We start from the raw sequence: 12,374 nt of genomic DNA, 5'->3' as shown, positions 1-12,374 counted from the left end.
GAGATCGGCTTTCGGTCAGGGAACGGGAGGGTCAGCGCGCCGGATCGGCGACGCCGAGTGCGGTCAGCAATTCGGCTCGCAGGCGCGGGATCTCGGAGTCGGGGTCATCGGCGTCGCCGGTCTGACGTGGACGGGGCACGGTGAGGTCTTCGACGATCTCGCCACCGGCCAGGACGACGACGCGGTCGGCCAGCCGCAACGCCTCGTCGACGTCGTGGGTGACGAGGAGTGCACCGAACCCGTTGTCGCGCCACAGCGAGATGAGCAGTTCGTGCATCGTGCGCCGAGTGAGGGCGTCGAGTGCGCCGAACGGCTCGTCGAGCAGCAGCAGTTGCGGACGGGCCACGAGCGCACGGGCGAGCGAGACCCGTTGCGCCTGACCACCCGAGAGTTGCGCGGGCCACGCACCCGTCTTGTCGCTCAGGCCGACCTCGTCGAGGGTGCGGCGCGCGCGTTCGCGGGCCTGTGACTTGCCGACCTTCTCGCGCACGAGGCCGAAGGCGACGTTCTGTAAGATGGTGCGCCAGGGGAAGAGTCGCGGTTCCTGGAAGGACACCGCCGGGTGACCGGCGGTCCGGACGCTGCCCGACTCGGTCTGCGACAGGCCCGCCAGCAGGCGAAGCAGCGTCGACTTGCCGCTGCCGCTGCGTCCGATGAGCGCGACGATCTCGTGCGCCCCGACCCGCAGGGTCACGTCCCGCAACACGAGATTGTCCCCGTAGCTCAGGCTCGCGTTCTCGACTTCCGCGGCGTACTCGGCGGGGTCGACCAGGTCGTCGGCGGACGGGACCTCGAGATCGCGGGTGGCGATGGCGGTCATGGTAGGGCCTCCTGGACTCGGGATGTGCGGGTTGGGGGCGTCACCGGTTCTGGTATCGGGTCGTGTAGCGCTCCAGCGCACGCACGATGGCGTCGGTGATCAAACCCAGTGCGGCGTAGACGATCAGGCCGAAGAAGATGATGTCGGTGCGCAGGAAGTCGCGCGCGTTGTTGATCAGGTATCCCAGCCCGGACGTGGCCGCGATCTGCTCGGCGACGATGAGGCTGAGCCATGCGATCGCCAGGGCCTGGCGCAGACCGACCAGGATCTGCGGCATGGCACCCGGGATGATGAGATCGCGGATGGTGGTCAGCCGTGAGAAGCCCAGCACGCGAGCGGTTTCCACCAGGCGGCCGTCGATCTGGCGAATCGCGGCGGAGGTGTTCAGGTAGAGGGGGAACAGCGCGCCGAGGGACACGAGCAGCACCTTGGGCATCTCGCCGATGCCGAACCACAGGATGAACAACGGGATCAGACCGAAGAGCGGAAGTGCGCGTATAGCCTGCATGTTCGGGTCGATGGCCGAGTCGGCGAACTTGCTCAGGCCGACCAGCAAGCCCAGACCGATCCCGACCGCGACGCCGATCGTCAGTCCGATCGCGACCCGCTGCGCCGACGCCGCGATGGCGTCGAGGAGTTGTCCGTTGTTCAGGACCTCCCACCCGGCCTCGGCGATCAGCGACGGTGCGGGCAGCTTGTCCTGCGGGATGATCCCCAGTGCGCTGCCCACCTGCCAGAGCATGAGAACGGCGATGGGTGACAGCGCGCGCAGGATGGTGTGCAGCCGGGACGACCGGCCCGCCTTGGCCGATGGGGAGTCGGACGACCCCGGGTCCACCGCCCGCGGATCGCCGGGCGCGCTGATACTGAGTGTTCGGTCGGCCACGTGCGGCAACGTTACGAATCGGGAAACACTCGCGACACCGTTGAGTTCAGCGTGAGCACAAGTAGGCCACCCGCCCAGCGTTCGCGTAACGGCGAGCGGTCAGCCCCGGTCGATACCGTTCGGTGCGTCAGCTCCGTTTGATGACGATGCCGGTCATCCCCGACGCCGAACCCGTCAGCTCGATCACCGGTCCGCCCGGACGCGTCGGTGCGCCGGCCTTGTCCTTCACCTTGGACCATCCGGAGAGTTGCAGGTCGCCGTACCTTATCTCCTGATCGGGGCCGATCCGGAGCTTCACCGTGGTGATGGAGACCTGCAGCTGCAGGATCGTCGACGGGCCGGGGAACGTCGCATGGGTGAAGTCCATGTCGACGGTGCCCATGCTGCCGGTGACCAGCGTCGACGGCGGAACATGCCACGTGCCCTTGCGGCGAACCGTCTCCCACTCGGCCGCGAGGTGCACGGGCCCGGTCGAAGGGACGGCGACGGCCGGGGTCGCGGCAACGGCCTGGCCCGGCTCGTTGAACAGGCGACCGGCGTTCGGCAGGTGTTCCAGGACGGCTCGCAGGTCCGCGCGGGTCTTGGCGGCGTACACCAGACCGGACCGGTCCTCGAACTCCGCGATCTCCAGATATCCGGACGAGAAGGCATCATTGAGAAGAGTCACGGCCCGCTCGCGTTCCGGGTTTCCGACCCGTAGATCGTCGTCGGGGAGGCGGTCGACCATACCTGCCACCTTATGGCACCCGCGCTGGGTGGGTTTTCCCAGCACGACGGCCGGGGCTCGCGGCGGCGTCAGTTCCGCGGGATCGGTGGCGCGGAGTCGGGGGCCATCAGGGCGCCGATCTGCGCGAAGATCGGATTGCCGCCGTTGGCGTACGAGCCGTCCGGACCGAACGCCTCGGCGTCGTAGGTCACCGCCACCGCGATGGCGATCTTCTCTGACGGGAGATACCCGACGACCGCCGCGTAGCCGTTGAACAACGGGTTCTGCACGATCCAGCCGCCGGTCAGCACGACTCCCATGCCGTAGGTGTACTCCTCGTTCATCTGCCGGCACGTCGAGCAACCGGCCAGCGGACGCGCCACGCCGCGGAGCCGGGTGGAGACCATGGTGTCGTAGCCCTCGGCCGACAGCGTCTCCCCCGCGAAGAGTTTCCGGGCCGTCGCCTCGACGTCGTAGATGTTCGACGTCTGAATCGCACCGTGGGTGATGCTCCACGACGGGTTCCAGCCGGTCGTCTCCTCGTAGAACGGCGTCGTCGGTGGAAGGTTCAGAATCCCGCGGCGCTCCGACGAGTAGGCATGCAGGGCGGGTTCCGGGATCACCGCCGTCAGATCCGACACCGTGTTGTCGAGGTCGAGCGGCTCGGAGATCCGCTGCCGGAGTAGATCCGCGACCGATTCACCGGTGATCTTCTCCAGCACGAGGCCGAGGATCACGTAGTTGGTGTGCGCGTAGTTCCAGTTCGTCCCCGGCGCGTAGAGCAGCGGTTTGTTCACCGCGTAGGACAACATCTCGTCGGTCGTCCACGCCTTGAACGGGTTCGTCAGCTCCTCGATCTCGAACGCGTCGTTGCCGAGCACATAGTCCTGATACCCCGACGTCATCGTCGCCAGTTGCCGGAGGGTGACCCGGTCGCTGTTGGGGATCTGGGGCACCCATGTCGCGATGATGTCGTCGAGGGCGACCGCCTTCTCGTCGACGAGTTGCAACAACACCGCCGCGACGTAGGCGATGGCGACCGACCCGTTGCGGAAGTGCATGTCCGCGGTGGCGGGTACACCGGTCTGCGACTCGCCGAACGCCTTGGTGGTCACCTCCTGGCCGTCGTCGGTGACACGCACGATCACCGACTTGAGGTGTTGGGACTCCATCAGACCTTCGACGATCTGCTCGATCTGCGCCGCCTGCTGCGGGTTCGACGACGACGCCGACGAGGACGCGGGTTCGGAACCGCCCCCGGTGCCGCACGCCGCCAGAGCGATCGCGAGGACCGTGGCAATCAGCATTGACCAGCGCTTATGCATTGTCGAATTGTTCCACGGGCGCCGAACCCCTGTCGGCGACTTCGGCGATTCCGGAGTAGCGTCGACTCCGTCTGCAATCGGCCGGAGGAGGCGACGATGTCAGCGGTAGACGCGACGAGCTCGGGGACGATGCCGGTCGCGTTCATCGGTCACGGCAACCCGATGAACGCCCTCGAGCGCAACAAGTACACCGAGGCCTGGGCCGCCTTGGGGAACTCGGTGCCGAAACCGCGAGCGATCCTGGTGATCTCGGCGCACTGGTACACCAATGCCACCGCCGTGACGGCGATGCCACGGCCACGGACGATCCACGACTTCTACGGTTTCCCGCAGGACCTCTTCGACGTGGAGTACCCCGCCCCGGGCGACCCTGATGTCGCCGACATGGTCTCCGATGTCGTCAAACCCACGTGGTGCGGTCACGACATCGACAGCTGGGGTATCGACCACGGGACGTGGTCGGTGCTGGTGCACACGTTCCCGGATGCGTCCGTACCCGTACTCCAGTTGTCGCTCAACGCTTTCAAGGACTACGAGCACCACTACGAGCTGGGCCGCCGGCTCGCCCCGCTCCGCGACCAGGGTGTGCTGATCATCGGCAGCGGCAACATCGTGCACAACCTACGCGCGGTCGACTTCGCGAAGCCCGACAGCGGATTCGACTGGGCCCACCGGTTCGACGACGCGGCCCGAGAGGTGTTGCTGGACAAGCCGTCGAGTGTGCTGAGTCTGGACGGACATCCCGACTTCGACAAGTCCGTGCCGACCCCGGACCACTATCTACCGATGCTGTACATCGCCGGACTCGCCGGAGACGCCCCGCTGGATCTGCTCGTGGACGGCCATGCCGCCGGGTCGATCTCGATGGCCGCCTACACGCACGGGCTGGAGGTCGAGCCCACGGGGTCCGGCGCCGGTGGCCCGGCTGCCGAACTGCCCGAGGGGTTTCCGACACTCAACTCGAACCTGTGACCCTCAGGCCGCGAGGAACTCGTCGATCTGGTTGATCGCCGACGACGCACCTTCGACGACCCCCATGTCGAGCACCTTCTGCAACGCCTCGGCCGAGTCGTAGGTGCTGATGAAGGTGGCGACGGTCTTACCGTCCGTCTCGGTGAATGCGTAGGAGTTGCGGGATTCGGGCATGTCGGTGATCGGGTTGAGGTCCCCGTCGGCAAAGCCGTCGAGGAAGGTGAAGCCGGTGGGCTCGTCCACCGATTCGACTTTCCAGTAGCCGCCGAACTTCTCGCCCTCGGGACTGGTCATGTAGTACGTGACCTTGCCGCCCGGGCGCAGGTCGTGGTCGACGACGGTCGCCGGATAGGTGGGCGGGCCCCAGATCTTCTCGAGCTGACGCGGATCCGCGTAGATCTGCCACACCCGTTCGATCGGCGCCGCGAACTCGGCGTTGATGGTGATCGTCCGGGCGTCCAGGTCGGGTGTCACATCGATGACAGGCATTGTTCATTCCTCCGGTGTGATTGTGGGTGAGGGTGATTCGAGCGTGAGTAGATCGTCGATGCGGGCGATACGACCACGCCACACCGCTTCGAGCTCGGTGAGCATCGAGGCCACCGAACGCACTGCCGCGACATCGCCGCTGGCCAGCTGCTCGCGTCCGGAACGACGCTTGGTGAGCAGACCGGCCTTCTCCAGGACGGCGACGTGCTTCTGTACCGCCGCGAAGCTCATGTCGTATTTCGCGGCGAGCACCGAGACCGAGTGTTCGCCGGCGAGCACGCGTCGCAGGATGTCACGACGGGTGCGGTCCGACAGCGCGTGGAACAGGGCGTCGGCCCGGTCCTCGTCTGTCGGTTCGCCTGCGTTCTCGGCCACGCCTCAAACATACAACCAATCGGTTGTATGTCAAGAGTCTGTTGCGATCACGACGGGCTCAACCCTGGCCGCCGACGGCCCCTGCGCCTTGACTGGTCCCGACCGTCTCGCCGCGCGCGTCGCGTCGCCGCCATCGGACCGACTCCGCGATCCCGAACCCGAAGGACCCCATTCGTGACCCGTCAGCTCCACCTCGGTGGTTTCTTGATCGCCTCCCCCGTCACCCATTCGCACGCCGCATGGCGTCATCCCGGCTCGGAGACCGACTACTTCGGGCCAGACCACTACCACCGGGTCGGCCGCATCCTCGAACGCGGCAAGTTCGACTTCGCCTTCTTCGCCGACCTGCTCGCCGCACCGGTCCGGTTCGGCGGCGACCAGTCCGAACCCTTCCGGCGCGGCACCCAGGCCGCGGCGACGATCGATCCGAGCCTGGTCGCGGCGAGCATCGCCGCCGTCACCACCCGGCTCGGTATCGCGGTCACCAAGTCCACCACCTACTTTCACCCCTACGAACTCGCGCGCGTCTTCGGTTCCCTCGACCACCTCACCCGTGGACGGATCGCGTGGAACATCGTGACGTCGCTGTCGCAGGCCGAGGCGCAGAATTTCGGCTTCGACGACCACGTCGGACACGACGAGCGGTACGTGCGCGCCGAGGAGTTCGTCAGCACGGCGATCAAGCTGTGGTCGAGCTGGGATGCCGACGCCGTCACCGCCGACAAGGAGTCCGGCGTCTGGGCGGATCCGTCGAAGATCCACACCGTCGACCACGAGGGCACGCACTACCGCACGCGGGGTCCGCTGAACCAGCCCCGCTCACCGCAGCATCGCCCGGTACTCATCCAGGCGGGGTCGTCGAACACCGGCAAGGACTTCGCCGCGCGGTGGGCGGAGGCGATCTTCGAGATCGACCCGACCCCGGAGGGACGCCGGGCCTACTACGACGACGTGAAGTCGCGGGCGGTGAACTTCGGCCGAAATCCCGACCACGTCAACATCTTCCCGTCGTTCATCCCGTTCATCGGCGAGACCGAGTCGATCGCCCGGGAGAAGCAGGCGTTCCACAACGAACTCGCCGATCCGATCTCCGGCCTGATCACGCTGTCGGTTCACACCGACCACGACTTCTCCGCCTACGATCTCGACGCTCCCGTCGAAGACGTCCAGGTGAGTGGCACACAGGGGCTGTTCGACGTCGCCCGACGCCTCTCCGAGCGGGACAGTCTCACCCTCCGCGACATCGGCAAGCTCTACGCCCAGGGAGTCCTGCTGCCGCAGTTCGTCGGCACGGCCGCCGATGTCGCGGATCAGATCGAGGAGTCCTTCACCGGCGGTGAGGCCGACGGGTTCATCGTGTCGAGTGCTCAGACCCCGGGCACCTTCAACGATTTCGTGGACTACGTGGTGCCGGAGCTGCAGCGCCGCGGCCTGTTCCGCACGGAGTACGAGGGCACGACCCTGCGCGAGCACCTCGGGCTCGGGAGCGCCGAGGAGGATCTGCCCGCGGACGTGCGTGGGGTCGACACCCGGCTCGCGGGCTGAGAGAACTCAGCGCTCGCCGACCCGGCCGCCGTCGACGTCCCAGTGCCGGTCGACGCGCACGTTCTGCAGCATGCGCCGATCGTGGGTCACGAGAAGCACTGCGCCGTCGTAGGAATCGAGGGCGGACTCGAGTTGCTCGATGGCCGGCAGGTCGAGGTGGTTGGTCGGCTCGTCGAGGACGAGGACATTGGTGCCCCGCGCCTGCAGCAGGGCGAGTCCGGCCCGCGTGCGTTCGCCGGGCGACAGCTCTCCGACCGGCCGGTCCACGTGATCGGCCCGCAGGCCGAACTTGGCGAGCAACGTCCGCACGTCCGCGGTGGAGTATTCGGGGACCAGCGCTTCGAACCGTTCGGCCAGCGGCCGGGGACCGGTGAACAGGCCACGCGCCTGGTCGATCTCGCCGATCGCGACGTTGGCACCGAGTCGCGCGGTCCCCTCGTCGGGTTCGACGCGACCGAGCAGTAGCCGCAGCAGCGTCGTCTTGCCGGCACCGTTGTGGCCCGTGATGCCGATGCGTTCGCCGGCGTTCACCTGTAACGACAACGGGCCCAGCACGAAATCCCCCTGTCGCACAACCGCTTCATTGAGGGTGGCGACCACCGAGCTGGAGCGCGGCGCGGACCCGATGGTGAACTCGAGAACCCATTCCTTGCGCGGTTCGGCGACCTCGTCGAGCCGAGCGATCCGGCTCTCCATCTGCCGGACCTTCTGCGCCTGCTTCTCACTGGACTCGGTGGCGGCGCGACGTCGAATCTTGTCGTTGTCCGGCGCTTTCCGGATGGCACTGCGGACACCCTGACTCGACCACTCACGCTGGGTCCGAGCGCGTGCGACGAGGTCGGCCTTCTTGGCCGCGAACTCCTCGTACTCCTCGCGACGGTGACGGCGGGCGACGGCACGCTCCTCGAGGTAGCTCTCGTAGCCGCCGCCGTACACGGTGTTGGTGTGCTGCGCGAGGTCGAGTTCGAGCACCCGGGTGACGCTGCGCGCGAGGAACTCTCGATCGTGACTGACCAGGACGACGCCGCCCCGCATGCCGGCCACGACCTCCTCCAGGCGCGCGAGACCGTCGAGATCGAGGTCGTTGGTCGGTTCGTCGAGGAGCACGATGTCGAACCGCGAGCACAGCAGCGCGGCGAGCCCGACCCGGGCGGCCTGGCCGCCAGACAGATCCGCCATCAGGGTGGCGTCCGGGTCGATGACGCCGTCGCCGAGCCCGAGGTCGGCGAGGACCGCGGGCAACCGCTCGTCGAGATCGGCCGCCCCGGTGGCCAACCAGTGGTCGAGCGCGGCCGCATACGTCTCGGCCGGATCTCCCGGCGCCGCGGCGTCGGGGTCGGCCAACGCGTCCGCCGCCGCGTCCATCGCCGCCGTCGCCGCCGCGCACCCCGTCCGGCGGGCGACGTACGCACGCACCACCTCACCGGGAACCCGTTCGTGCTCCTGCGGCAACCATCCGACGAAAGCGTCGGACGGTGCACGGGTCACCGTCCCCTCCAGGGGCGCGAGATCACCGGCGAGTACCCGCAGCAGCGTGGTCTTCCCGGCGCCGTTGGCACCGACCACGCCGATCACGTCGCCGGGTGCCACCGTGAGATCGAGGTGGTCGAAGAGGACGCGGTGGGCATATCCCCCGGCGACGTCCTTGGCGACGAGCGTGGCGGTCATCGGTCCATGGTCGCACCCAGCGCCCGGACCACGAGGACCCGGCCGAGGCGGCCCCGGCACCCGGCACAGCCGGCTCCCCCGGTTTTCCCGACCGCCCGGCCGGGTATTGACCCGCATGACCTCATCTCGCGAGACCCGACACTTCGACGTCGTCATCGTCGGCGGCGGAAACGCCGGCCTCAGCGCGGCGGCGCGACTACTGCGCCTGGGCGTCACCGATGTCGCGGTGATCGAACCGCAGGCCGTCCACACCTACCGCCCCCTGCTCTCCTACGTCGGCGGAGGTCAGGCGACACTGCAGGACGCCGAGCGCACGCAGCGATCGGTGACGCCGGACGGGGTGACGTGGTTGCGCGACACCGCCGTCGTCGTCGACGCGGGAAAGCGGACGATCCGCTGCGCGTCGGGCGCCGACGTCGGCTATCGGGACCTCATCCTGGCGGTCGGACTCGTACCGGATCACGACGCGATGCCGGGGATCGAACTCGCGATCGCCGAACCGGCGGTGGCCAGCAATTATCTCGACCGGGCCGAACAGACCTGGGATCTCGTCACCTCGATGCCACGGGGTGGACGGGCGGTGTTCACCGTCCCGCGTCCGCCGGTCAGCTGCACCGGGACCACACTCAAACCACTCTTCCTGGCCGCCGCCCACTGGCGGCGTCGAGGCATCCTCGAGTCGCTCGACATCACCTTGACCGTCGACCGGCCCCATCTGCTCGGCGTCGAGGCCCTCGACGCACGCCTCTCGGAGTGCCTCGACGAACTCGGCGTCCGCGTGCTGCTCGACAGTTCCGTACGACTACATCCGGTCGATCGCCGGGTCACCGTGGTCACCGGCTCGGACACCCAGGACGTGTACTACGACATGCTGCACCTCGTCCCGCCCTTCCGAGGCGCCGACCTGGTGACCGACTCGGGGCTGGCCGGCGCCCGCGACCGCGGGCTCGTCGACATCGACCCCCGCACGCTGCGTCACCGCACCCATCCGTCCATCTGGGGAGCCGGTGACGGCGCCGCGATCGCGACCGACCCGTCGGGCGGCGGGCTGCGCCGGCAGATCTCGGTGCTCGCAGACAACATCGCGGCCGCGCGGGCCGGTGAGGAGCTCACCGCCTACGACGGGTACACCGTCGCTCCGATCGCGACGGACGCACATCATCTGATCGCCGCCGAGTTCGACCGCGACGGGACCGTCACGTCGTCGTTGCCGTCGGTCATCGACCCGCTCAAACCGCGACGGAGTGCGTGGGCCTTCGACCGATATGCCCTCCCGCGCCTGTACTGGAACGCGATCCTACGAGGGCGGGTGTGAGTCCGCGTCGAGACCTCTGACCGGTTCGGAATCGAGAAGCCCCTTGACCCGCCGCGCACTACCGTGAGAGCTGCCTCGGCCCCGAGGCCATCGACCACGAAGGGAACGCGAATGGGCAGCTCTGGAGGATTCTCCGATCAGGAACGGGCCGCGATGAAGGAGCGCGCCGCTGAACTCGAGAAGGAGAAGTCCCGCGGGCGGGGGAACAAGAAGGCGGCCGAGGAACTGGATCTGCTCGCGAAGCTCGAGAGCATGGACCCGGCCGATCGCGCGCTGGCCGAACGCATCCACGCGATCGTCACCACGACCGCGCCGGACCTCGCGCCGAAGCTCTGGTACGGACAACCGGCCTACGCGCTGAAGGGCAAGGTCGTGTGTTTCTTCCGCAGCGGGCACGACGACAAGGAGCGATACTCCACCTTCGGGTTCACCCAGAACGCCAGCCTCGACGACGGCGGATTCTGGCCGACGTCGTTCGCGGTCAGGACTCTGGACACCGAGGCCGAGAAGACCATTGCGACGCTGGTCGCGAAGGCGGTGAGCTGACCTTCCCCTTGCACCCTAATCCGAAAGAACTGTAAAACCGCAGGTCCCAGCCCTGCTCCCTGAGGTGCGAGGAGCGCAAGCGACGAGCCACGAAGGGTCAGTAACCGGCGAGGGATCGTCTTTTACAACGAATTTGCGTCCCCCTCAGCAGGTTTGAAGGGCATATTGCCCTTCGCGCCGGCTCACGGGGACGGAAATTCTGCGCTGGGGGCCGGTTCCGGCTTCTGCGAACAACGCCGGTTCGGCTCCGCGGCCCGACTACCCTGGGCGCCATGATCACCGCGGTGCACACACTGATCTACTGCGACGACCCGGACGCCGCCCGCGCATTCTTCCGCGACGTGTTGCGCTTCCCACACGTCGACACGGGCGGCGGTTGGCTGATCTTCCAGACCGGTCCCAGCGAACTCGGAGCGCACCCGAATGCCTGGGAGCACGAGGGAAGCGCCGGGCGCACCGATCAGAAGTTCGACGTGTCGTTCATGTGCGACGATCTCGACTCCACCATGCGCGAACTCGCCGGCCGGGGCGCCGAGTTCGCGGGCACCCCGACCGATGAGGGCTGGGGCGTGACTGTCCGGGTCAAGGTCCCCGGCGCCGGGGAGATCACGCTGTACGAACCGAAATACCCACCGCCCGCGCTCCTGTGAACGTCGGGACCCGTCCGCCGGACGTCGCTCATTCGGTCGCATGAAACCCGGCGATGCCCCCCATTGAAGCGCGGTAATCTCCCGAGGTCACCGACCAGGAGGAGCCGACCGTGGGCAGTCCCTACGACCCCAACCAGCCGACCGCCATGGGTCCACAGGGGCCGCAGCAACCCGGCTGGCCGCCTTCTGGCGGTCACCAACCCGGCGGGCCGCAGCCGGCTCCCGGCCAGCCGCCGAACCCGGGTCCGTACGGTGGGCAGCCGTACGGCCAGCAGCCCTACGGCGGGCAGCCGTACGGCCAACAGCCGTATGGCCAGCCGTTCGGTCAGCAACCGCCCCCGCCGGCCAAGAGCGGGAGCAAGAAGTGGTGGTTCATCGGCGGCGGCGGACTGGTCCTCGTACTGATCGTCGTGGTGGCGGTGGTGCTGGCGTTGACCCTGCGCGGTGGTGGCGACGACGAACCGTCGATCCCGACCGCCTCGGCCCTCCAACTGGTGCTGCCCGAAGACCAGTTCCCGGACATCACGGGCGAATTCAGCACGGAGACGGGCAGTACCGGCGACGACGACGGCGGCAGCACCGTGGACAACGAGAAGTGTGCGACGCTGGTGAAGTCTCAACAGACCGCCAACGAACGGGCCGAGCGCGAGCTCACCGAGACCTCGTCCTCCAGCGAGATACTCTTCGGCCTCGACAACTACAGTGCCGACGTGACCAAACCGGCCGACAACGGTTACGACGACTTCGACGAGATCGTCTCCGCGTGCTCCTCTTTCACGCTGACACTCGACGAAGGCGACATCCCGGTCGCCCTCACACTCGAGAAGGTCGAGCTGCCGATCGACAGCGAGTACAAAGCGGTCCGGATGACCGGCGAGTACGAGGTCCGCGCGCTTGAGCTCCACCTCGCGGGAATCATCGTGGTCGGCGAGGAGCGGGGCGTGTCGTTCACGGTCACGCACAACACGGTTGACGACGCACCGCCCGCGATGGACACCACGGTCAGCAACAATCTGGCCGAGATGTTCACGGCCCAGCGGCAGATCATCGCCGACGCGACCTGAGGCCCGAAGGTCG

13 protein-coding genes are annotated in these 12,374 nt (G+C 67.7%); 6 read left to right on the top strand and 7 right to left on the bottom strand.

Features of this window, described 5'->3' with window-relative positions:
- Positions 1-31: 31 nt before the first annotated feature.
- The 4 genes from ACFVHY_RS21690 to ACFVHY_RS21675 form a co-directional block, all read right to left on the bottom strand.
- The gene (locus tag ACFVHY_RS21690) at positions 32-820 is read right to left on the bottom strand and encodes an ABC transporter ATP-binding protein (RefSeq protein WP_390275384.1); all 789 of its coding nucleotides are present in this window, start codon (positions 818-820) and stop codon (positions 32-34) included.
- Positions 821-860: 40 nt separating this feature from the next.
- Positions 861-1,706 (bottom strand): ABC transporter permease, encoded by an 846-nt coding sequence (locus ACFVHY_RS21685; protein WP_390275383.1) that lies wholly within the window; start codon positions 1,704-1,706, stop codon positions 861-863.
- 127 nt (positions 1,707-1,833) lie between these two features.
- The gene (locus ACFVHY_RS21680) at positions 1,834-2,433 is read right to left on the bottom strand and encodes a DUF1707 domain-containing protein (protein WP_390275381.1); all 600 of its coding nucleotides are present in this window, start codon (positions 2,431-2,433) and stop codon (positions 1,834-1,836) included.
- 68 nt (positions 2,434-2,501) lie between these two features.
- Positions 2,502-3,737, bottom strand: a complete 1,236-nt coding sequence (locus ACFVHY_RS21675) for a serine hydrolase domain-containing protein (protein WP_390275380.1) — start codon at positions 3,735-3,737, stop codon at positions 2,502-2,504.
- 96 nt (positions 3,738-3,833) lie between these two features.
- Between ACFVHY_RS21675 and ygiD the strand changes: the two genes are divergently transcribed.
- Positions 3,834-4,709 (top strand): 4,5-DOPA dioxygenase extradiol, encoded by an 876-nt coding sequence (gene ygiD / locus ACFVHY_RS21670; protein WP_390275379.1) that lies wholly within the window; start codon positions 3,834-3,836, stop codon positions 4,707-4,709.
- A 3-nt stretch (positions 4,710-4,712) separates the two neighbouring features.
- Here ygiD and ACFVHY_RS21665 read toward each other — a convergent pair whose 3' ends face one another.
- Both ACFVHY_RS21665 and ACFVHY_RS21660 read right to left on the bottom strand, forming a co-directional pair.
- The gene (locus ACFVHY_RS21665) at positions 4,713-5,198 is read right to left on the bottom strand and encodes an SRPBCC domain-containing protein (protein WP_058252460.1); all 486 of its coding nucleotides are present in this window, start codon (positions 5,196-5,198) and stop codon (positions 4,713-4,715) included.
- Between the two features lie 3 nt (positions 5,199-5,201).
- Positions 5,202-5,573 carry a helix-turn-helix transcriptional regulator gene (locus ACFVHY_RS21660; RefSeq protein WP_058252459.1) on the bottom strand — a complete coding sequence of 124 codons (372 nt, stop codon included), beginning with the start codon at positions 5,571-5,573 and terminating at the stop codon, positions 5,202-5,204.
- Positions 5,574-5,747: 174 nt separating this feature from the next.
- Here ACFVHY_RS21660 and ACFVHY_RS21655 point away from each other — a divergent pair, with 174 nt between their 5' ends.
- Positions 5,748-7,118 carry an LLM class flavin-dependent oxidoreductase gene (locus ACFVHY_RS21655; protein WP_159371228.1) on the top strand — a complete coding sequence of 457 codons (1,371 nt, stop codon included), beginning with the start codon at positions 5,748-5,750 and terminating at the stop codon, positions 7,116-7,118.
- 6 nt (positions 7,119-7,124) lie between these two features.
- On the opposite strand, the gene ACFVHY_RS21650 is transcribed toward ACFVHY_RS21655, so the two are convergent.
- Complete coding sequence (locus tag ACFVHY_RS21650) at positions 7,125-8,786, bottom strand: ABC-F family ATP-binding cassette domain-containing protein (protein ID WP_390275377.1); 1,662 nt, start codon at positions 8,784-8,786, stop codon at positions 7,125-7,127.
- A gap of 115 nt (positions 8,787-8,901) precedes the next feature.
- Here ACFVHY_RS21650 and ACFVHY_RS21645 point away from each other — a divergent pair, with 115 nt between their 5' ends.
- The 4 genes from ACFVHY_RS21645 to ACFVHY_RS21630 all read left to right on the top strand — a co-directional run bounded on the left by ACFVHY_RS21645 (position 8,902) and on the right by ACFVHY_RS21630 (position 12,361).
- Entirely contained in the window at positions 8,902-10,101 is a 1,200-nt protein-coding gene (locus ACFVHY_RS21645; protein WP_390275376.1) for an NAD(P)/FAD-dependent oxidoreductase, read from the top strand.
- A gap of 111 nt (positions 10,102-10,212) precedes the next feature.
- A complete protein-coding gene (locus ACFVHY_RS21640; protein WP_390275374.1) occupies positions 10,213-10,647 on the top strand; it encodes a DUF1801 domain-containing protein in 435 nt (144 codons plus the stop codon).
- 272 nt (positions 10,648-10,919) lie between these two features.
- The gene (locus ACFVHY_RS21635) at positions 10,920-11,297 is read left to right on the top strand and encodes a VOC family protein (RefSeq protein ID WP_078113702.1); all 378 of its coding nucleotides are present in this window, start codon (positions 10,920-10,922) and stop codon (positions 11,295-11,297) included.
- A gap of 110 nt (positions 11,298-11,407) precedes the next feature.
- Positions 11,408-12,361, top strand: coding sequence for a hypothetical protein (locus tag ACFVHY_RS21630; RefSeq protein WP_390275373.1), 954 nt, complete (start codon positions 11,408-11,410; stop codon positions 12,359-12,361).
- Positions 12,362-12,374 lie beyond the last annotated feature (13 nt).

This window comes from Gordonia sp. NPDC127522 (assembly GCF_042672305.1).
Taxonomy (GTDB): Bacteria; Actinomycetota; Actinomycetes; order Mycobacteriales; family Mycobacteriaceae; genus Gordonia; species Gordonia hongkongensis.
This window is presented reverse-complemented; position numbering and strand designations above follow the sequence as displayed.

What these genes read in the sequence shown, in the direction of transcription:
- ACFVHY_RS21690 (WP_390275384.1), bottom strand. Translation starts at nt 820, where the DNA reads ATGACCGCCATCGCCACCCGCGATCTCGAGGTCCCGTCCGCCGACGAC.
- ACFVHY_RS21680 (WP_390275381.1), bottom strand. Translation starts at nt 2,433, where the DNA reads ATGGTCGACCGCCTCCCCGACGACGATCTACGGGTCGGAAACCCGGAA.
- ACFVHY_RS21675 (WP_390275380.1), bottom strand. Translation starts at nt 3,737, where the DNA reads ATGCATAAGCGCTGGTCAATGCTGATTGCCACGGTCCTCGCGATCGCT.
- ygiD (WP_390275379.1), top strand. Translation starts at nt 3,834, where the DNA reads ATGTCAGCGGTAGACGCGACGAGCTCGGGGACGATGCCGGTCGCGTTC.
- ACFVHY_RS21665 (WP_058252460.1), bottom strand. Translation starts at nt 5,198, where the DNA reads ATGCCTGTCATCGATGTGACACCCGACCTGGACGCCCGGACGATCACC.
- ACFVHY_RS21650 (WP_390275377.1), bottom strand. Translation starts at nt 8,786, where the DNA reads ATGACCGCCACGCTCGTCGCCAAGGACGTCGCCGGGGGATATGCCCAC.
- ACFVHY_RS21645 (WP_390275376.1), top strand. Translation starts at nt 8,902, where the DNA reads ATGACCTCATCTCGCGAGACCCGACACTTCGACGTCGTCATCGTCGGC.
- ACFVHY_RS21640 (WP_390275374.1), top strand. Translation starts at nt 10,213, where the DNA reads ATGGGCAGCTCTGGAGGATTCTCCGATCAGGAACGGGCCGCGATGAAG.
- ACFVHY_RS21635 (WP_078113702.1), top strand. Translation starts at nt 10,920, where the DNA reads ATGATCACCGCGGTGCACACACTGATCTACTGCGACGACCCGGACGCC.